Source organism: Variovorax sp. F042 (genome assembly GCF_057814215.1).
Map to the genome: position 1 here is coordinate 1 of NZ_JBVASX010000008.1, position 18,771 is coordinate 18,771.

The 18,771-nt window shown below is 67.6% G+C and carries 17 protein-coding genes; 11 read left to right on the forward strand and 6 right to left on the reverse strand.

Annotated features, from left to right (window positions below; genetic code table 11):
• The 3 genes from ACZYSP_RS22735 to ACZYSP_RS22745 form a co-directional block, all read left to right on the forward strand.
• A partial coding sequence (locus tag ACZYSP_RS22735; RefSeq protein ID WP_489016709.1) for an aldehyde dehydrogenase family protein occupies positions 1–773 on the forward strand: 773 nt, incomplete at its 5' end.
• Positions 767–1,357, forward strand: coding sequence for a phosphonate degradation HD-domain oxygenase (locus ACZYSP_RS22740; RefSeq protein ID WP_371258868.1), 591 nt, complete (start codon positions 767–769; stop codon positions 1,355–1,357). The genes ACZYSP_RS22735 and ACZYSP_RS22740, both read left to right, overlap by 7 nt.
• Positions 1,358–1,380: 23 nt before the next feature.
• Positions 1,381–2,769: an FAD-dependent oxidoreductase gene (locus ACZYSP_RS22745; protein ID WP_093058525.1), complete on the forward strand. Its 1,389-nt coding sequence runs from the start codon at positions 1,381–1,383 to the stop codon at positions 2,767–2,769.
• Positions 2,770–2,775: 6 nt separating this feature from the next.
• On the opposite strand, the gene ACZYSP_RS22750 is transcribed toward ACZYSP_RS22745, so the two are convergent.
• The 4 genes from ACZYSP_RS22750 to ACZYSP_RS22765 all read right to left on the reverse strand — a co-directional run bounded on the left by ACZYSP_RS22750 (position 2,776) and on the right by ACZYSP_RS22765 (position 6,416).
• On the reverse strand, positions 2,776–4,056 hold the full coding sequence (locus ACZYSP_RS22750) for an NAD(P)/FAD-dependent oxidoreductase (protein WP_354339284.1): 1,281 nt from the start codon (positions 4,054–4,056) through the stop codon (positions 2,776–2,778).
• Complete coding sequence (locus tag ACZYSP_RS22755; RefSeq protein ID WP_093058523.1) at positions 4,053–4,814, reverse strand: amino acid ABC transporter ATP-binding protein; 762 nt, start codon at positions 4,812–4,814, stop codon at positions 4,053–4,055. Before ACZYSP_RS22755 ends, ACZYSP_RS22750 begins: the two co-directional genes overlap by 4 nt.
• The gene (gene ehuD / locus ACZYSP_RS22760; protein ID WP_093058542.1) at positions 4,811–5,482 is read right to left on the reverse strand and encodes an ectoine/hydroxyectoine ABC transporter permease subunit EhuD; all 672 of its coding nucleotides are present in this window, start codon (positions 5,480–5,482) and stop codon (positions 4,811–4,813) included. The genes ACZYSP_RS22755 and ehuD overlap by 4 nt, the downstream gene beginning before the upstream one ends.
• 166 nt (positions 5,483–5,648) lie before the next feature.
• Entirely contained in the window at positions 5,649–6,416 is a 768-nt protein-coding gene (locus tag ACZYSP_RS22765) for an ABC transporter substrate-binding protein (RefSeq protein ID WP_093080879.1), read from the reverse strand.
• 201 nt (positions 6,417–6,617) lie between these two features.
• Here ACZYSP_RS22765 and ACZYSP_RS22770 point away from each other — a divergent pair, with 201 nt between their 5' ends.
• Together ACZYSP_RS22770 and ACZYSP_RS22775 are read left to right on the forward strand one after the other, a co-directional pair.
• On the forward strand, positions 6,618–7,421 hold the full coding sequence (locus tag ACZYSP_RS22770) for an IclR family transcriptional regulator (protein WP_093058521.1): 804 nt from the start codon (positions 6,618–6,620) through the stop codon (positions 7,419–7,421).
• Between the two features lie 88 nt (positions 7,422–7,509).
• Complete coding sequence (locus ACZYSP_RS22775; RefSeq protein ID WP_093080876.1) at positions 7,510–8,571, forward strand: adenosine deaminase; 1,062 nt, start codon at positions 7,510–7,512, stop codon at positions 8,569–8,571.
• On the opposite strand, the gene ACZYSP_RS22780 is transcribed toward ACZYSP_RS22775, so the two are convergent.
• On the reverse strand, positions 8,532–9,830 hold the full coding sequence (locus tag ACZYSP_RS22780) for an MFS transporter (RefSeq protein WP_097200733.1): 1,299 nt from the start codon (positions 9,828–9,830) through the stop codon (positions 8,532–8,534). The genes ACZYSP_RS22775 and ACZYSP_RS22780 overlap by 40 nt on opposite strands.
• A 96-nt stretch (positions 9,831–9,926) precedes the next feature.
• Here ACZYSP_RS22780 and ACZYSP_RS22785 point away from each other — a divergent pair, with 96 nt between their 5' ends.
• From ACZYSP_RS22785 to ACZYSP_RS22795, 3 genes are all read left to right on the forward strand, one after another.
• Positions 9,927–10,955, forward strand: a complete 1,029-nt coding sequence (locus tag ACZYSP_RS22785; RefSeq protein WP_093080874.1) for a LysR substrate-binding domain-containing protein — start codon at positions 9,927–9,929, stop codon at positions 10,953–10,955.
• On the forward strand, positions 10,921–11,733 hold the full coding sequence (locus tag ACZYSP_RS22790) for a helix-turn-helix domain-containing protein (RefSeq protein ID WP_093080871.1): 813 nt from the start codon (positions 10,921–10,923) through the stop codon (positions 11,731–11,733). Before ACZYSP_RS22785 ends, ACZYSP_RS22790 begins: the two co-directional genes overlap by 35 nt.
• A 114-nt stretch (positions 11,734–11,847) precedes the next feature.
• Positions 11,848–14,280: a penicillin acylase family protein gene (locus ACZYSP_RS22795; protein ID WP_093080869.1), complete on the forward strand. Its 2,433-nt coding sequence runs from the start codon at positions 11,848–11,850 to the stop codon at positions 14,278–14,280.
• Positions 14,281–14,304: 24 nt separating this feature from the next.
• On the opposite strand, the gene ACZYSP_RS22800 is transcribed toward ACZYSP_RS22795, so the two are convergent.
• Positions 14,305–15,546, reverse strand: coding sequence for an MFS transporter (locus ACZYSP_RS22800; protein ID WP_489016716.1), 1,242 nt, complete (start codon positions 15,544–15,546; stop codon positions 14,305–14,307).
• Between the two features lie 172 nt (positions 15,547–15,718).
• Between ACZYSP_RS22800 and ACZYSP_RS22805 the strand changes: the two genes are divergently transcribed.
• The 3 genes from ACZYSP_RS22805 (at position 15,719) to ACZYSP_RS22815 (ending at position 18,770) form a co-directional block, all read left to right on the forward strand.
• On the forward strand, positions 15,719–16,666 hold the full coding sequence (locus ACZYSP_RS22805) for a GlxA family transcriptional regulator (RefSeq protein WP_093080864.1): 948 nt from the start codon (positions 15,719–15,721) through the stop codon (positions 16,664–16,666).
• 106 nt (positions 16,667–16,772) lie between these two features.
• Positions 16,773–17,579, forward strand: coding sequence for an SDR family NAD(P)-dependent oxidoreductase (locus tag ACZYSP_RS22810; protein ID WP_093080861.1), 807 nt, complete (start codon positions 16,773–16,775; stop codon positions 17,577–17,579).
• Positions 17,580–17,669: 90 nt separating this feature from the next.
• Positions 17,670–18,770 (forward strand): BMP family ABC transporter substrate-binding protein, encoded by a 1,101-nt coding sequence (locus ACZYSP_RS22815; RefSeq protein ID WP_489016720.1) that lies wholly within the window; start codon positions 17,670–17,672, stop codon positions 18,768–18,770.
• Position 18,771: the final 1 nt, after the last annotated feature.

Genomic DNA, 18,771 nt, shown 5'->3' on the forward strand with positions numbered 1-18,771 from the left:
GCGCCGACGTGGACCTGGTCACCTTCACGGGGGGCGTGGCCATCGGCAAGTACATCGCGGGCAAGGCGGTGTACAAGCGCCAGATCCTGGAGCTGGGGGGCAATGACCCGATCATCGTGATGGAGGATGCGGACGTCGAGGAGGCGGCCACGCTGGCGGCCAGCGGCTCGTACAAGAACTCGGGCCAGCGCTGCACGGCGATCAAGCGCATGCTGGTGCACGAGGCGGTGGCGGACCGGTTCGTGGAGTTGCTGCTGGCCAAGACAAAGGCGCTGAAGTACGGCGACCCGATGGACCCGGCCACGGACATGGGCACGGTGATCGACGAGGCGGCTGCGATCCAGTTCGAGGCGGTGGTCAACGAGGCAATCAAGGCGGGTGCGAAGCTGCTGTACGGCAATGAGCGCAGCGGTGCGCTGTATTCGCCGACGGTGCTCGACCATGTGGACCCCGGGATGACGGTGGCCAGGCACGAGACCTTCGGGCCGGTGTCGCCGGTGATCCGCTTCAGGACGATCGAGGAGGCGATCCGCATCTCCAACGGCACGGCCTACGGGCTGTCGTCTGCGGTGTGCACGAACCGCATGGACTACATCACGCGCTTCATCCGCGAGCTGAACGTGGGCAGCGTCAACGTGCGCGAGGTGCCGGGCTATCGCCTGGAGCTCACGCCCTTCGGGGGCATCAAGGACTCGGGCCTCGGATACAAGGAAGGCGTGCTCGAGGCCATGAAGAGCTTTACCAATACCAAGACTTATTCGTTGCCGTGGTAGTCGCCGCATCGCTCGCTGTACCGTTGGACGTGGAAGGCATCGTCGCCCTGTTCGAGGCCAAGGGCCACGCGCAGTACGACGGTGAACCCGTCACGCAGCTCCAGCACGCGCTGCAGTCCGCGCACCTGGCCGAGCAGGCCGGTGCCTCCAGCGAACTCATCACCGCAAGCCTGCTGCACGACCTGGGGCACCTGCTGCACGACATGGATGGCACGCCCACGCAGCAGGGCCTGGACGACCTGCACCAGTACCGCAGCCGCGCCTTCCTGAAGCACCTGTTCGGCCCGGCCACGCTCGATCCGATCCGGCTGCACGTGGACGCCAAGCGCTTCCTGTGCGCGCGTGAACCGGGGTATTTCGAAGCGCTGTCGGCCGATTCGCAGCGCAGCCTGGTGCTGCAGGGCGGCGTGTTCGACGAAGCACAGGCAAGGCAGTTCGAAGCGCTACCGCATGCGCTCGACGCGGTGCGCCTGCGCCGCTGGGACGACAGCGCCAAGTGTGCCGATGCGAAGACGCCCGACCTGATGCACTACGCGCGGCACATGGTGCTCGCGTCGAGGCAGGCTGCCACGCCGCAGCCATAACCTGAAACCGAGAGCCTTCCGACATGCGCCCCTTCTGGATCGAACAGGCCCTCTTCAACGACGGCGACCTCGCACCTGCACTGCAGGGCGCACAGCGCGCCGACGTCTGCATCGTTGGTGGCGGCTTCACCGGGCTGTGGACCGCCATCCAGGCGAAGCAACGCAACCCGGCGCTCGACATCGCCATCGTCGAGAGCGATCTCTGCGGCTCCGGTGCGAGTGGGCGCAACGGCGGCTGCCTGCTGACGTGGTCGACCAAGTTCTTCACGCTGCGCCGACTGTTCGGCGAAGCCGAGGCCATCCGCCTCGTCAGGGCCTCGGAAGATGCGGTGCAGCACATCGCCGACTTCTGCCGCGCGCAGGGTATCGATGCCGAGCTGCGGCAGGACGGCACGCTCTACACCGCAACCTCGCAGGCCCAGGTCGGCGCGCTCGACCCCGTGATGAAGGGGCTGGAGGACTGCGGCATTCATTCTTACCGCACGCTGCCGCCCGAAGAAGTCGCGCGCCGCTCGGGTTCCGCGCGCAACCTGGCAGGCGTGTATTCGCCCATCGCCGCGACCGTGCATCCGGGCAAGCTGGTGCGCGGGCTGAGGCGCGTGGCGCTGGGCATGGGCATTCGCATCTACGAGCGCAGCCCGATGATCGACTTCACGCAAGGCCATCCGGTCACAGTGCGTACGCCGGCCGGCAGCATCGAGGCGCCGAAGCTGGTGCTGGCGATGAATGCGTGGATGGCCAGTGCCTTGCCTCAGTTCGAGCGCACGATCGCCATCGTGTCGAGCGACATGGTCATCACGGAAAAATGCCCCGAGCTGCTGCGCGCGACGGGATTGGTCGATGGCGTCTCGGTGCTCGATTCGCGCACCTTCGTCTATTACTACCGCACCACCGTGGACGGCCGCCTGATGCTGGGCAAGGGCGGCAACACCTTCACCTGGGGCGGGCGCATCGCGCCGGTGTTCGACCAGCGCTCACCTTATGAGGCCGAGCTCACGCGCGCGCTGCATGGCTTCTTTCCTTCGCTGCGCGACGTGCCGGTGACCGCGAGCTGGAACGGGCCGTCGGACCGCTCCGTCACCGGCTTCCCGTTCTTCGGCAAGCTCAACGGCGCGCCGCACATCTACTACGGTTTCGGCTACTCGGGCAACGGCGTGGGGCCGACCTACATGGGTGGGCAGATCCTCTCTTCGCTGCTGCTGGACGAGGACAACGCCTGGACGCGCAGCCCGCTCATCCAGGGGCCGCTGGGGCAGTTTCCGCCCGAGCCGATCCGCTACATCGGCTCCATCGTCGTGCGCGACGCGATCCGCCGCAAGGAAGCGGCCGAGGATCGCGACAGCCGGCCGTGGATGGTCGACCGGCTGCTGAGCAAGTTCGCCGACGCGGCAGGCAAGTCGGACAAGGGCTGAGCGCGTTCAGGCCAGCCGGTCGAGCAGGCTGTACCAGGCCACGCCGCCCGCCACGTAGAAGCGCTGCAATCCGTGCAGTGGAATCGGCTGGATCGGCGTTACCGGGTACGGAAAATCGGCGCCCGCATCGACCAGTCGCGCCGCCACGTGCTTGCCCATGCTCGTGGCCAGCGCGATGCCGCGTCCGTTGTAGCCCAGCGCCACCGTCACGCCCGGCGCGGGCGTGTGCACGTGCGGCATGAAGTCGCGCGTGACCGCGATGCGGCCGGCCCAGCGGTACTCGTAGCGCAGCGGCCCCAGTTGGGGAAACAGCAGTTCGAGCGAACGTTCGAGGTGCGCGAAATCCGTGGGCCCGGCCGGATCGGCAAAGTGGCCGCGCCCGCCCATCAGCAGGCGGCCCTGCGCGTCCTTGCGAAAGTAGAGCAGCAAGCGCTGCGAGGTCGAGGCGGTTTCGCCGCCCGGAAGAATGGCGTCGGCCGCTGCGCCTTTGAGCGGTTCGGTCGCGACGATGAAGCTGTTGGCGGCCAGCACGGTGCTCGACAGCTTCGGCCACAGCGCGCCGGTGTAGCCGTTGGTCGCGATGAGGACCTGCTCGGCGGTGACGCTCGCGCCAGTCGATGTGCTCGCATGCCAGTGCGTGCCGCGGCGCTCCAGCGCCGTGACTTCGGTGCCGCCGTGCACGGCAGCGCCCGCGGCCTGCGCGGCGCGCACCAGCCCGCGCGTGTAGGCCAACGGCTGGATGCTGCCAGCGCGGCCGTCGAGCCAGCCGCCGGCAAAGGCTTCGGTGCCGAGTCGCGCGCTGACGGCGGCGCGGTCGAGCTGCAGTGTCGTCACGCCACGCTTCGCCCACTGCTCGGCGCGCGCATGCAGCGCGGCCACGTCCTTCTGTGCGTATGCGGCCTGGATCCAGCCTTTGCGCACCGGCTGGCAGTCGATGCCGTGGCGGGCGATCAGGTCGAACACCAGGTCGGCCGAGCGCGAGACTGCATCGATCAAGGGCTCTGCACGCGCATGGCCATAGAGCTGGACCAGCTCATCGGGGTCGTGCTTGAGCGAAGGATTCACCTGCCCGCCGTTGCGCCCCGACGCGCCCCAGCCCGGTTCGTGCGCCTCGAGCACGCAGGCCTGCACGCCGGCCTCGGCCAGGTGCAGCGCAGCCGAGAGGCCGGTGAAGCCGCCGCCGACGATCAGCACGTCGGCCTTGCGCGATTCGGTCAGCGGCGGTGTCGGTGGAGCGGGTGGCGCGGTGTCGGCCCAGAGCGAAGGAGGCAACGCGCGAACGCTCATGCGCGCACCTCCGCGGACGCCACGGCACCGGAGGGGTGCAGCACGCGCCGCAGAAAGTCTTGCGTACGCGCCTGGCGCGGCGCGCCCAGCACCTGCGCGGAAGGGCCTTCCTCGACGATGCTGCCGCTGTGCAGGAAGCACACGCGGTCGGCCACTTCGCGCGCAAAGCCCATCTCGTGCGTGACCACGATCATCGTCATGCCCTCGTCGGCCAGTGCGCGCATCACGCCGAGCACGTCGCCGACCAGCTCGGGGTCGAGCGCCGATGTGGGCTCGTCGAACAGCATGGCCTCGGGCTTCATCGCGAGCGCGCGGGCGATTGCCACGCGCTGCTGCTGCCCACCCGAGAGCTGGGCCGGATACGCCTGTGCCTTCTCGGCCAGCCCCACCTTGGCCAGCAGCGCCAGCGCTTCTTCGCGCGCCTGCGCCGCGTTCTGGCGCAGCACGTAGACCGGGCCTTCCATCACGTTCTCCAGCACGGTGCGGTGCGGGAACAGGTTGAAGCGCTGGAACACCATGCCCATGCGGCTGCGCAGCCGGTGGATGTTGGGCGCGTTGCGGTCCACCCGCTCGCCGAAGGCGCGCACTTCGCCGCCTTCGTACGACTCCAGCCCGTTGATGCAGCGAAGCACCGTCGACTTGCCCGAGCCCGAAGGGCCGATCAGGCACACGACCTCGCCCTTGTCCACGTTCAGGCTCACACCCTGCAGCACGCGGTGCGTGCCGAAGCGCTTTTCCAGTCCTTCGACGTGGATCATGGTTGTTTTCTCCCGGCGGCAAAGCGCTTCTCTAGCCGACGCAGGCCGTAGACCAGCGGCAGGCTCATCAACAGGTAGAGCAGCGCGACCAGCGTGTAGACCGTCATGTTCTGGAAGGTCGACGAGGCGATGAGCTGGCCGGCGCGCGTCATTTCGGCCACGGTGATGGTCGAGACCAGCGAGGAGTCCTTCAGCATCATCACCAGCGTGTTGCCGTAGGGCGGCAGCGCGATGCGAAAGGCTTGCGGCAATATCACGCGCCGCATGATCAGCGCCGAGCGCATGCCCATGGCCTGCGCGGCCTCGCGCTGGCCCGGATCGACCGCCTCGATGCCGGCGCGGAAGTTCTCGGCCTGGTACGCCGAGTAGGCAATGCCCAGCCCGATCACGCCGGCCTGGAAGGCCGTGAGCTGCACGCCGAACTCCGGCAGCACGAAGTAGATATAGAAGAGCTGCACGATGATCGGCAGCCCGCGAATCACGTTGATGGCCACCGTGGCGGCCCACGAGAGGGCGCGCACGGGCGACAGCTTCATCAGCGCGAGCGCCAGGCCGAGCGCGCTGCTCAGCAGAAAGGCGAGCACCGTAACCTGTACGGTGACCACCGCGCCCTGCAGGAGGATCGGCAGGAAGTCCTGCGCGTTCTGTAGAAAGGTGGGAGCAGCCATCTGCATCAGCCTCGTCGCTTGATGCGCGGCACATCGAACTGGTCGGCCGACGCAGTCAGGCCCATTCGGGGAACACCGCGGAACCGGCTTTGCCGGGCGGCAGGTGTTGCCCCCTGCAAGGGGGTTGGCGAAGCGACACGAAGTGCGCGAAGCCTGGGGGTGTGCATCAGATCCCCCATTTCTGGACGATCTTGGCGAGCGTGCCGTCAGCCTTCACGGCGGCAATGGCCTTGTTGATGCGGGCCATCGTCTCGGTGTCGCCCTTGCGCACCACCAGGCACACATCGCCCACGTTCACGGCCTTGTAGCTGTCGACCAGCTTCACGCCGGGGAAGGTGTTCTGGCGGATCTGGTAGGCCATGATGGGTTGGTCGCCCAGCCCTGCCTTGATGCGTCCGAGCGAAAGGTCGCGCGTCATGTCGGCCACCGAGTCGTAGCTGCGCACTTCCTTGAAGATGCCTTTCTTGTTCAGCATGTCGAGGAACACGGTGCCGACCTGCGCGCCCACCACTTCGCCCTTGAGCTCGTCGAGCGAGACATACGCGCGGGTGTCGTCGGCCTTGACGATCAGGCCCTCGCCGTACGAATACACCGGGTCGCTGAAGTCGACCACTTCCTGGCGCGCCGCTGTCTTGAGCATGGCCGCCGAGACGATGTCGATCTTGCGGGCCGTGAGCGAGGGAATCAGCGCCGAGAACACCGTCTGCTGCACGTTGACGTTGAAGCCGCCCGCCTTGCCTACGGCAGTGACGGTGTCGACCATCATTCCCTGGATGGTGTTGGTCTTCACGTCGAGGAAGGTGAAGGGCACGCCGGTGGCGGTGGCGCCCACGTTGTAGGTCGGGGTGGCGCCTTGTGCCATGGCCAGCGAGGCGGTCCCGGCGATGCAAAGACCCAGGGCCAGGCGGTGAAGGCGGCGAACGATGCGATTCATGGAAGCACTCCTCGGAGGAAAAGGACGTTGAAAAGTGGAAATGAACGGAAAGGGAACGGAAAAAGGTGATGCACCCCGCGATGCAACATGCATGCCAATAGTCGATTCTTTTGAATCTCTAATCAATAAATAGAAACCACTAGTCGGGTTTTAAGAATCGATATTCGATATTTCAAGAGACTGTAGCTATACTCCAGCGCCATGGACGCCACACCCGACACAGCCCCCGAAGACAGCCAGAGCCTGCTTTTCAACCAGTCGCTGGAGAAGGGCCTGGCCGTGCTGCGCGCCTTCAGCGCACGGCGGCGCACCATGACGCTGGCCGACGTGGCCGAGGCCACCGACATCACCAAGAGCTCGGCCCAGCGCATGGTCTTCACGCTCGAAAAACTGGGCTACGTGCGCAAGCACCCGAAGACGCGGCGCTACCAGCTCACGCCGCGCGTGATGGAAATCGGCTTCAACTACCTGGCGGCCCATTCGCTGATCGACATGGCCAACCCCTTCCTGTCGGAGCTGACCAAGGTGACGACGGAAACCTCCTGCCTCACCGAGCCCGACGGGCTCGACATGGTCTACGTGGCGCGTTTCGTCAGCGCGCAGTTCGTGCCGGTGCACATGCCCATCGGCAGCCGCATTCCCATGTACTGCACGGCTTCGGGGCGCGCTTTTTTGAGTGCGCTGCCCGAGGAAGAGGCGCGCTCGCTCATCGAGGCCTCCGACCGCGTGGCGCACACCATGCACACGTGCACCGATGTGGACGCAATCCTCGAAACGCTGCGCCAGGCGCGGCTGCAGGGCTTTGCCACCAATGCCGAGGAGCTGTTCCTCGGCGACATGACCATCGCGGCGCCCGTGCTGGGCAGCCAGGGGCGGCCGGTGGCCTCTGTGCACATCGTGGCGCCGACCAGCCGCTGGACGATCGACGAAGCCGTGCGCAAGCTGGCGCCCACGCTGCTGCTGTGCGCGCGCTCGCTGACCAGTTCGGCGCGCAGCATCGACTGACTGACGCCTATACGGTTTCCGGCATCGCGCCGGCCATGGCTGGCTTTATGCTGTGCGGGATCACAACGCAGCAGCAGAGTCCCCCACCATGACCGATTTCCGCCCCGCCTACGACAAGAGCTTCGACCGCATCGCAGCCGACCGCCTGCCCGAGTTGCTGCGCGCCATGCCCAAGGCCGAACTGCACATGCATATCGAGGGTTCGCTCGAACCCGAGCTCATCTTCGCGCTCGCGCAGCGCAATGGCGTGTCCATTCCCTACGCCAGCGTCGAAGAATTGCGCAAGGCCTACGCCTTCACCAACCTGCAGAGCTTTCTCGATATCTACTACGCCGGCGCCAGCGTGCTGCTGAAGGAACAGGATTTCTACGACATGGCCTGGGCCTACCTGGAGCGCGCCGCGGCCGACAACGTGGTGCACACCGAGATGTTCTTCGACCCGCAGACGCACACGGCGCGCGGCGTGTCGATGGAAACGGTAATCAACGGACTGCACCGCGCCTGCGTCGATGCGCAACCGAAGCTGGGCGTGAGCGCCACGCTCATCCTGTGCTTTCTGCGGCACCTGAGCGAGGAAGAAGCCTTCGAGACGCTGGAGCAGGCGCTGCCATTCCGCGACAAGTTCATCGGCGTGGGGCTCGATTCGAGCGAAGTCGGCCATCCGCCAGAGAAGTTCGCGCGCGTGTTCGCACGCTGCCGCGAGCTGGGCTTTCACCTTGTCGCGCATGCGGGCGAAGAGGGCCCGCCGGCCTATGTGTGGAGCGCGCTCGACGTGCTCAAGGTCGAGCGTGTCGACCACGGCGTGCAAAGCACCAAGGACCCTGCGCTGATGAAGCGGCTCGCGCAAGACCGCATTCCGCTCACCGTGTGCCCGCTGTCGAACCTCAAGCTCTGCGTGTTCCCGGACCTGTCGCAGCACAACCTTGGCGCGCTGCTGGGCGCGGGCCTGGTCGCCACCGTCAACTCGGACGACCCGGCTTACTTCGGCGGCTACATGAACCAGAACTTCACGCAGACCTTCGCGGCCACCGGGCTCAATGTGCAACAGGCCTGGCAGCTCGCGGCGAACAGCTTCGAAGGCAGCTTCATCGACGCGGCGGCCAAGCGCGCCTATGTCGACCGGCTCAACGCGGCCTTCGCGACTTTTTGATCCGCAACGGCGGGCCGCGGCACCAGCAGCGGCATCGCCACCAGCGCGCAGGCGCTGGCCGCCAGCCACACCATCGGCCAGCCCTGCAGCGCCAGCAGGTGCGGAATGGAAAACGGCGTGACGAAGCACACCAGGAACACACTGGTGTTGGCCATGCCCAATGCCGTGCCGGCGCGGGCTGCACCGGCCAGCGTGGCGAGTTCGGTGTAGGCCACGCCGTGCCAGGCCGACACGCACACGCCGCTCACGCCCAGCAGAACGACCAGCGCGATGCGCAGCGCAACTGAATCGGCGGCATGCGTGCCCGAGACCATCACCAGCACCGCGAGGCCCGCGAACAACAGCACGCTGAGCGCACTGCAAGCCCGCAGGTAGGCCGGCCGGTTGCGCCGCCGGTCGGTCCAGCGGCCGCTCCACACGCGCATGACCATCGCGCCGACCTGCGTGAACACCATCGTCGCGGTGATCGTCGCGAAGCCCGCATGGCCGAAGTCGTGCAGGAACACGGTGCCGAAGGACAGCACCGCGAACTGCGGCGCGCAGAGGATGCCGATGCCGGCCACGATGCGCCACACGCGCACGTCGCGCAGTGGACCACTCTTGGGTGCGGCCGCTTCCACGGTCTTGTTGCCGCGCGGCGCAATGGGTGGCTCGTGCACCCACGCCCAGCTCATCGCCGCGCTCAGCGCGCACAACAGCGCGAGCAGGCCGTACAGCGCGGCAAAGCCGAAGTGCAGGGCGACGAAAGGCAGCACCAGCGCGCCGATGCCACCGCCCAGTGGCACGGCCGTCTGCCGGATGCTCATCGCGAGGCCGCGCTCGCTGGCGTCGAACCATGTCATCACCGCGCGGCCACTGGCACCGTTGACGCTGCCGCCAAGCAGGCCGACCAGCAGCAGCCCGGCGCCGAGCCAGCCCAGGCCGGGAATGTGCCCCGCCGCGGGTGCGGCCCACAGCGCCATAGCCACGAGCGCGATGGCCGTGCTGCCCAGGCCCATCAGCAGCACCGGCCGGTCGCCCCAGCGGTCGGTCAGCAGGCCCCATGGCAACTCGCTCACCGCGATGCCTAGCCCCATGAGGCCGAGCACCAGCCCGAGCGTGGCGTTGTCGAGCTGGTAGCCGGTGCGCATGAGCACGGCGGTCATCGGGATGCCGCTGAAGGCCACGGAGAACGCCGCGTTGGCGGCCACGCCGGCAGTCAGCACCTTCCAGCGGTGGCGCGGCGAGAACGTAGAGGAGGAAGAGGGAGATTGCGTCATGTTGGGCGCAGTGTCCACCGCCGCCAAGGTTTTGAAAATCAGAAAATAATGCGCCAATCATCCTGAAAAACAGGACGGTCAAGAAGGAGCCCCGACATGAGCCAGGTGATGTTCGATCTCGACGTGCTGCGCACTTTCTCCACCGGCATCGCGCTCGGCAGCTATGCGCGTGCCGCCGACAAGCTGGGCCGCTCGACTTCAGCAGTGAGCGCGCAGCTCAAGAAGCTGGAATCGCAGGCCGGCACCGTGCTGTTCCGCAAGGCCGGCCGCGGGTTGGAGCTAACCGACGCCGGCGAAACGCTGCTGGCCTATGCGCACCGCATGCTCGAACTGAATGAAGAAGCCAGCGCCGCCATGCGCGGCGCCGACCTGCAGGGCTGGGTGCGCCTCGGCCTGCAGGAAGACTTCGGCGAGACGCTGCTGCCTGCCGTGCTCGGCCGCTTCGCGCGCGCGCATCCCAAGGTGCGCATCGAGGCCTGCGTGGCGCGCAGCGGCGAGCTGCGGGAGCGGCTCGAACTCGGCCAGCTCGACCTGGCGCTGGCATGGGACGCGGGCGACCAGCCCCTGTCGCCGTATGCCGAGCGCGTGGCGCGCTTGCCCCTGCTGTGGATCGGCCCCAAGGCGCCCGACCGGGTCGAGGCCGACTGGTGGACGCAGCGCGAGTACCGCGGCACCGGCACGCGCCAGGCCAAGAGCAAGGAGCCGTTGCCGCTCATCATGCTCGACGCCCCGTGCCCGCTGCGCGAGATCGTCATCACTGCGCTCGACCGTGCCGGCGTGCCATGGCGCCGGGCCTTCGGCAGCGCCAGTCTGGCCGCGCTGTGGGCCGCTGCCTCGGCCGGCCTGGGCCTCACGGTGCGCACGCCTTTCGGGCTGCCATCGCACGTGCGCATCATCGATCGCACGATGCTGTCCCTGCCGGCACTGCCGCAGATATCGCTCGTGCTCTATCGCGCGCAGGCCCACTCCGAGGCCCCGGTGGGCCGGCTGGCCACGCTGCTGCTGGAGGCGGTGCGCCAGCATGTGCAGCCCATGGCTGTTCCGATGCGGGAGAATCCGCCGCTGGAGACAAAAACAAAAGTGATACGGCATGGCAACGCAAAACTTCCTGCACCTGTGGGATGACCGGTTCCTCTACATCACGCCGGCGATCCAGTCGGGCCTGACGGCCCGCTCGTCGGCCACGCTGCTGGCGTCGATCAGCGGGCATCCCTTCGCGCTGGAGGCGGTCGATGGCACACGCGTGCACTGCACCGCGGCGCTGGTCGCTCCGCACGTGTCGCGCCGGCTCGACGTCGATGGCTGCGGGCTGCTGTCGCTCAATCTCGATCCGGCGTCGAGCGCCTACCGCATGCTTGCAAAGCGCATGGGCGGCCACGGCATCCTGCCGATCGATGCGCGCCGCTTCGGCCGGCTGCGCGACGATTTCGATCCGGCGCAGCACGGCGCGCTTTGCAGCCGCGGGCTGCGGGTGCTCAGCGTGAAGCTGGTCGAGGCCATCAACGAATTCCCCGAGAGCGAAGCGGCCATCGACCCGCGCATCGAACGCGTGCTGCAGGCCATCCGCGCGCATGCGGGGCAGATTCCGCTGCGCGACCTGTCGGCGGTGGCCTGCCTCTCGCCCGACCGGCTCACGCACCTGTTCGCCCGGCAGGTGGGGGCGTCGGTCAAGCGCTATGCGCTGTGGACCAAGGTGCGGCGCACGGTGCAGCAGTTCACCGTGCGGCGCCCACTTACCGACGTGGCGCTGGTCAGCGGCTTCACCGACGCGGCGCACATGAGCCGCACCTTCCAGCGCTACTTCGGCCTGTCGCCGTCCTTCCTGGCGAGCCAGGTGCGCGTGACCGCCGACGACGGCGCCTCGCACGTCTGGGGTCATCAGCAGGGGCTGGCGTCAATGTAAAGAAGGGCGCGCGTGCGAGGCGTTCGCGTCGCCCGTCTTAAGATTGCCGCCGAACGCGCCACGCACGCTCATTGCCCACGCAGCTGCGTTCCTCATACACAACAGGAACACTGCATGCGCTCGAAATTCAAGTGCGGCCTCGGGTCGCTTTTTCTCGTGTCGGTTGCCATGGCCCTCGTGGCCTGCACCGGCATTACCGACCGTTCAACGCCCCCGCACGGCAGCTACAAGGCCGAGATCCGCCGCACCGCCATGGGCGTGCCGCACATCAAGGCCGACGACTGGGCCGGTGCCGGCTATGGCTACGGCTATGCGCAGGCGCAGGACGATCTCTGCACCATGGCCGACAGCTTTCTCACCTACCGCGGCGAGCGTTCGCAGTTCTTCGGCGCCGAGGCGCTGTTGACGGCCAAGAGCACCATCGGCCAGCCCAGGAACATCGACTCCGACTTCTTCCACAAGCACGTGATCACGGCCGACGTGGTGGGGGCCATGGCCCGCGCGCAGCCGGCCAGCATCCGCGGCATGGTCGAAGGCTTTGCCGCTGGCTACAACCGCTACGTGCGCGAGCTGAAGGCTGGTGCCGGTGCAGGCAACGCACATGCGGCCTGCCGCAACGAGGCGTGGGTGCGGCCGGTGAGCGCCGACGACATCTACCGCCGCATGTACGCCACCAATCTGGCGGCGGGCTACAGCAACTTCCTCTCGAACATCGCGAATGCGGCGCCGCCTGCCGCCAAGGTGTCGTCGCGCGAGGAGCACGGCGCGCAGCCGCTGGCGTTGCAGGTCGGCGGCGAGGCGGGCGTGGGCAGCAACATGATCGGCTTCGGCACGGCCGCCACCGGCGACGCGAGCCCGCTGCTGTTCGGCAACCCGCACTGGTACTGGCGCGGGCCTGATCGCTTCTATCAGGCGCAGCTCACCATTCCGGGGCAACTCGACGTCAGCGGCACTTCCTTCCTCGGCGTGCCGGTGATCCTGATCGGCTTCAACGACAACATCGCGTGGAGCCACACGGTGTCGGCGGCGCGGCGCTTCGGTCTCTTTCAATTGCAGCTCGCTCCGGGTGACGCAACGAGCTACCTGCGCGACGGTCGCGTGGTGAAGATGCAGGCCAGCACCGTCACCGTGAACGTGAAGCAGGCCTCTGGCAAGGTCGAGCCGGTGACGCGCACGCTCTACACCTCCGAATACGGCCCGCTGGTGAACCTGGGCGCGATCAACCCGGCGCTGGCCTGGAGCCAGAGCATGGCCTTCGCCATCCGCGACATCAACGCCGACAACTACCGCACCTTCCGCACCTGGCTGCGCTGGGCGCAGGCGAAATCGCTCGACGAGCTCATCGCCATCCAGCGCGAAGAGGCCGCTATTCCCTGGGTCAACACCGTGGCCGTGGGCCGTGGCAGCGCCAAGGCCTGGTATGCGGACATCGGCGCGGTGCCCAACGTGTCGCCCGAGCAGATGGCTGGCTGCACCACGCCCGCCGGTAAGGCGATGGCGGCCGCGCTGCCGCGCGTGCCGGTGTTCGACGGCTCGCGCAGTGCCTGCGACTGGCAGAGCGACGCCGACTCGGTGCAGAAGGGGGCAGTCGGCCCTTCGCGCATGCCGAGCCTGCTGCGCGACGACTACGTCGCCAACATGAACGACAGCTACTGGCTCGCCAACCCGAAGGCGCCGCTCACGGGGTACCCGGCCATCTTCGGCCCGACGGGCAGCAACGCGCAGACATTCCGCACGCGGCTCGGCCATCTCATTGCGAAAGACACGAGCAAGGGCGCAACGGTCGATGCCGTCGAGCGTGCGACGCTCGGCAGCCGCGCCTACACAGCAGAACTGTTCAAGGCCCGTGCGCTGGAACTGGTGTGCGGCGTGCCGCGCATTGCCGTGACGGGCGATGCGCAGACCGGTGAGGTGTTCTCGCCGCCGCGCAGCGTCGACACCGGACCCGCATGCGCGGTGCTGAAGGCGTGGAACAACACCGGCCTGGCCTCGGCGCGCGGCGCCCATGTGTGGGACGAGTTCTGGGCGCGTGCCTCGCGGCTGCCCGCGGACAGGCTCTATGAAGTGCCTTTCAGCGCGAGCGATCCGATCAACACACCGAGCGGCCTGAAGACTTCGGCTGCCGAGGACCTGCGGCAGGCCTTCGGCGCGGCGGTGCTGCGCGTGCAGGCCAGCGGCTACGCGCTCGACGCGCCGCGCGGCGACACGCTGTTCGTGACGCGCAACGGCCAGAAGATCCCGCTGTCGGGCGGCTGCGACGGCCAGGGCTACTTCACGATCCTTTGCTCGGAGAACCGGCTCGACAAGGGCGGCTACACCATGGACGCGAACCCCAACGGCAACAGCTACATGCAGATCGTGCGTTTCCCCGCAGGAGGCGTCGAGGCTCACACCTTCCTCACCTTCTCGCTGTCGGACGATCCGGCATCGCCGCACAACGCCGACTACACACGCGCCTACAGCGCCGGGCAGTGGCTGCGCCTGCCGTTCTCCGAATCGGAGATCAAGGCCGACGCCGCCTACAGCAGCGTGACCATCAGCGAGTAGGGAGGAGGGCGCAGCGGTGCTTCTTCAGCGCCGCTTCGCCAGCCAGTTCCACCCGGCGCCCGCGGCCATCAGCACGCAGGTGCCGAGGAACACGGCGCGCATGCCGATGTGCCCGCCCACGAAGCCGCCGAGCAGCGGCCCCGCGACCTGGCCCGTGTACTGCGCAGAAGTCGAGTAGCCGAGCATGTTGCCCGCCACGCGTTCGGGCACGTTGTGGCGGATCACGCTCGCGATGCAGGGCAGCAGCCCGCCGAGCGACAGCCCCATCAGAAAGCGCAGCACCACCAGCTGCCAGCCCGAGCTGACGAAAGCCTGCGGCACCAGCAGCAGTGCCGACACCGCAAGGCAGCCGACGATCACGTTCCAGTGACCCACGCGGTCGGCCAGCTTGCCCAGCCACGAGGCCGAGAGGATGCTACCGAGCGCCGCTGCCGACATCACGAGGCCGGCCATCATCGTCACGCGGTTCGGGTCTTCGACCAGCGTGGCAACGTAGACGGTGATGATCGGCTCGATCGACATGTTCGCGAGCATCAGCAGCATGCCGGTGAAGAGCATCGCGACCAGCGGTCGCTTGTCGGGCACGGCGGCCCAGCCGGTGTCGTCGGAGGCGCCGCGTTGCTTCGATGCGGAAGGCGCCTTCTTCTCTTCGCGGATGAGGAAGGCCGTTGCGAGAAAGGCCACGAAGATCATCGCGCCCGCCGCGAAGAAGGTGTTGCGAATGCCGACCAGCGGCGGCAGCGCGCCACCCACCAGCGGCCCCACGAGGTTGCCCGCCATGATGGCCGACGACATCGTGCCCAGCGCCCAGCCGGTGCGGTCCTTGGGCGTCTGCGTTGCGACCAGCACCATCGAGCCCGAGGCATAGCCGCCGAGCAGCCCCGCCAGCAGCCGCAGCCCCACGAGCTGCCACACGTTGCCCGCAAGGCCGATCAGCGCCATCGCCACCGCCATGCCGAGGCTCGCGCGGATCAGCATCGGCTTGCGCCCGTAGCGGTCGGCCAGCCGGCCCCACAGCGGCGCGACCAGCGCGGCGCTGAAGAAGGTGGCACCGTAAGCCGCGCCCGACCACTGCACGATGGCCGCATGGTCCTTCACGCCGAGCTGCTCGACGTACAGCGGCAGGAAGGGCAGCAGCAGCGTCATCGCGATGATGGTGGTGAAGGAGCCGAACATGCAGACGGCGAGGTTGCGCTGCCAGTGGGTGTGGGCGCCCGACTCGGCTGGCGGGGCGTTTGTTGCGTTCGTTGTTGTCGGGTGCGTCATGGGGAGCACCCATTGTGGGACGACGCGGCCGGGTTGGCGCTTGCTGATTGGTGGCGGCACCCATCGCCGCGCGGGAAGGCCGTGCTGCGTATCCCTCACTCCAACGCGGTCAGCGCAGGTCGTCTAGCCTCGCGTCTGTCATTCAGTGCAACCCTCTTTTCAGGACATGGCCATGAAACGCATCGGCGTGCTCGTCTTCCCCGGCTTCCAGATCCTCGACCTCGCGGCGATCGCGGCGTTCGAGCTTGCCAACATCCATGCCGGCAAGGCGGTCTACAAGGTCGAGCTGCTGTCGGAAGAGGGCGGCCTCGTGACCAGCTCGTCGGGCGTGGCCACCGACAGCAAGCGCTTCGGCACGGCGAAGTTCGACACGCTGGTGATGAGCGGCGCGCTCTTCATCGCGCCCACGTCCGAGAAGATGCGCCGCTTTCTGCGTGCGGGGCTGCGCAATGCGCGCCGTGTGGCCAGCATCTGCACCGGCGCCTTCGGGCTGGCAGATGCAGGCCTGCTCGACGGACGCCGGGCGACCACGCACTGGTCCTTTGCGGGCGAGCTGCAGAAGCGCCATCCCGCCATCAGGGTGCAGCCCGACCGCATCTTCATCAACGACGGGCCGGTGTGGACCTCGGCCGGCATGACGGCCGGCATCGATCTCGTGCTGGCACTGGTGGAGGACGACCTCGGCGTGGAGGCTGCCCGGTTCGCGGCGAGGAAGCTGGTCGTGTATCACCGCCGCGCGGGCGGGCAGTCGCAGTACTCCGCGCTGCTCGAGCTGGAACCCAAGTCCGATCGCATCCAGAAGGCGCTGGTGCATGCGCGCGCCAACCTGCGCGAGACGCTTTCGGTGGAGGAACTGGCCGAGGTCGCGCACCTGAGCCCGCGCCAGTTCAGCCGCGCCTTCAAGGCAGAGACCGGGCATTCGCCCGCGCATGCGGTCGAGAACCTGCGCGTGGAGGCGGCGCGCGCGCTGATCGACGAGGGCAGCCTTGCGCTAGGCGTGGTCGCGCGCGAAACGGGCTTCGGCGACCCCGAGCGCATGCGCCGCGCCTTCCTGCGCACGCTGGGGCAACCGCCGCAGAGCGTGCGCCGAGTGGCCCGGAAAGAGGCCGCCACGGCCTGAAGCGCCGGATGTCCTGAAAGGTGGCTTATATGACATTTACGCCATAGCCTTGCAGGAGGAGACTTCCCCTCATGGCCACAACCCCGTGGCGATCAAAGGAAACTCCATGACTGCAACTTCAAATCCCGGCAAGGGCACAGCCCTCATCACCGGCGCCTCGTCGGGCATCGGCGCCGTGTACGCGGACCGCCTTGCGCGGCGCGGCTTCGACCTGATCCTGGTGGCGCGCAACCGCGAGCGCCTCGCCGCACTGGCCGCGAAGCTCGCGGACGAGACCGGCCGAAAGGTCGAGGTCCTTTCAGCCGACCTGTCCGATCGGAAGGACATCGCGTCCGTGGAAGCCGTGCTGCGCACTCGCGGCGACATCACCGTGCTGGTGAACAACGCCGGCTTCGGCGCCGCCGCACCGCTGCTCGGCTCGGACATCGACAGGATGGAGGAAATGATCGAGCTCAACGTGAGCGCGCTCACGCGGCTCACCTATGCGGCCGTGCCCGGTTTCGTCGAGCGCGGCGCCGGCACGCTGGTGAACATCGCCTCCATCGTGGCGATCTCGCCCGAGACGCTCAACGGCGTGTACGGTGGCACCAAGGCCTTCGTGCTGGCGCTGAGCCAGTCGCTGCAGCACGAGCTGAAGGACAAGGGCGTGCGCGTGCAGGCGGTGCTGCCCGGTGCGACGGCCACCGAGTTCTGGGGCGTCGCGGGCGTGCCGATCGAGCACCTGCCCAGCGAGATCGTGATGACCGCGCAAGACATGGTCGACGCGGCCCTCGCAGGGCTCGACCAGGGCGAGCAGGTCACGATTCCCGCGCTGCCCGACCTTGCCGAGTGGGATGCCTTCGATGCGGCGCGGCGTGCGATGTCGGGGCGGTTGTCCAGCACCGTGCCCGCGGTGCGCTACCGCGCCGCCTAGACGGCTCGGGGCATAAAATCCCCACCCCGCAGCAGGGCGTCCCGGCCTGCTGCGGGGTTTTGCTTTTCCGGGGCCATGTAGAGGAACACCATGTACAAAAACCTCGCGGGCCGCGCCGTTCTGGCGCTGGCCGCCGCGTGCTTTTTATCTCCCGCCTTCTCGCAAACGCAGCCGCCGAAAGTGCCGCTGAAGATCGGCTTCGTCTACGTCACGCCCGTCACCGATGCCGGCTGGGTGCGCCAGCATGAAGAGGGCCGCAAGGCCGTCGATGCGGCGCTGGGCGACAAGGTCAAGACCACCTATGTCGAGAACGTGGCCGAGGGTGCCGACGCCGAGCGCGTGATCCGCGACCTCGCGCAGCAGGGCAATACGCTCATCTTCACGCCGAGCTTCGGCTACATGGAGCCGACGCTGAAGGTGGCGAAGGACTTCCCCGAGGTGAAGTTCGAATCGATCACCGGCTACAAGACCGCGCCCAACGTGGCGACCGCCAATGCGCGCTACTACGAGGGCCGTTATCTCGCGGGCATCGCGGCCGGCCGCATGACGAAGACCAATATTGCGGGCTACGTTGCGGGCTTTCCGATTCCCGAGGTGCTGCAGGGCATCAACGCCTTCACGCTCGGCATGCGTTCGGTGAACCCGGCCGCGAAGGTGCACGTGGTGTGGCTCAACGAGTGGTTCGATCCGCCGAAGGAGCGCGACGCGGCCATGGCGCTGTTCAACCAGAACGCCGACGTGATCGCCTTCCACACAGGTTCCACCGCCGTGATGGCTGCGGCGCAGGAGCGCGGCAGGATGGCCATTGCCTACCACTCCGACATGCGCAAGATCGCGCCCGACGCGCAGATCGTCGCGGTCACGCACCAGTGGGGCGGCTACTACACGCAGCGCGCGAAGGCTGTGCTCGACGGCAGCTGGAAAAGCGGCAACCTCTGGGGCGGCGTGAAGGAAGGAATGATCCGCGTCGGCGACTTCGGCACGAAGGTGCCCAAGGCCGTGCAGGACGAGGTGCTGGCGCGGCAGAAGGACATTGCGGCAGGCAAGCTGCAGCCGTTTCGCGCAACTGCCGGTGACGTGCGTGACAACGAAGGTCACGTCGTGATCGCCAAGGGCGCGCAACTGAGCGACGAGCAGATGCTGAAGATGAACTGGCTGGTCGAAGGCGTGCAGGGGCGGGTGGCGCGCTAGC

Excerpts from the sequence above, each read along its gene's own strand:
- ACZYSP_RS22745 (WP_093058525.1), top strand. The coding sequence starts at position 1,381 with ATGCGCCCCTTCTGGATCGAACAGGCCCTCTTCAACGACGGCGACCTC.
- ACZYSP_RS22750 (WP_354339284.1), bottom strand. The coding sequence starts at position 4,056 with ATGAGCGTTCGCGCGTTGCCTCCTTCGCTCTGGGCCGACACCGCGCCA.
- ACZYSP_RS22755 (WP_093058523.1), bottom strand. The coding sequence starts at position 4,814 with ATGATCCACGTCGAAGGACTGGAAAAGCGCTTCGGCACGCACCGCGTG.
- ehuD (WP_093058542.1), bottom strand. The coding sequence starts at position 5,482 with ATGGCTGCTCCCACCTTTCTACAGAACGCGCAGGACTTCCTGCCGATC.
- ACZYSP_RS22765 (WP_093080879.1), bottom strand. The coding sequence starts at position 6,416 with ATGAATCGCATCGTTCGCCGCCTTCACCGCCTGGCCCTGGGTCTTTGC.
- ACZYSP_RS22770 (WP_093058521.1), top strand. The coding sequence starts at position 6,618 with ATGGACGCCACACCCGACACAGCCCCCGAAGACAGCCAGAGCCTGCTT.
- ACZYSP_RS22775 (WP_093080876.1), top strand. The coding sequence starts at position 7,510 with ATGACCGATTTCCGCCCCGCCTACGACAAGAGCTTCGACCGCATCGCA.
- ACZYSP_RS22780 (WP_097200733.1), bottom strand. The coding sequence starts at position 9,830 with ATGACGCAATCTCCCTCTTCCTCCTCTACGTTCTCGCCGCGCCACCGC.
- ACZYSP_RS22785 (WP_093080874.1), top strand. The coding sequence starts at position 9,927 with ATGAGCCAGGTGATGTTCGATCTCGACGTGCTGCGCACTTTCTCCACC.
- ACZYSP_RS22790 (WP_093080871.1), top strand. The coding sequence starts at position 10,921 with ATGGCAACGCAAAACTTCCTGCACCTGTGGGATGACCGGTTCCTCTAC.
- ACZYSP_RS22795 (WP_093080869.1), top strand. The coding sequence starts at position 11,848 with ATGCGCTCGAAATTCAAGTGCGGCCTCGGGTCGCTTTTTCTCGTGTCG.
- ACZYSP_RS22800 (WP_489016716.1), bottom strand. The coding sequence starts at position 15,546 with ATGACGCACCCGACAACAACGAACGCAACAAACGCCCCGCCAGCCGAG.
- ACZYSP_RS22805 (WP_093080864.1), top strand. The coding sequence starts at position 15,719 with ATGAAACGCATCGGCGTGCTCGTCTTCCCCGGCTTCCAGATCCTCGAC.
- ACZYSP_RS22810 (WP_093080861.1), top strand. The coding sequence starts at position 16,773 with ATGACTGCAACTTCAAATCCCGGCAAGGGCACAGCCCTCATCACCGGC.
- ACZYSP_RS22815 (WP_489016720.1), top strand. The coding sequence starts at position 17,670 with ATGTACAAAAACCTCGCGGGCCGCGCCGTTCTGGCGCTGGCCGCCGCG.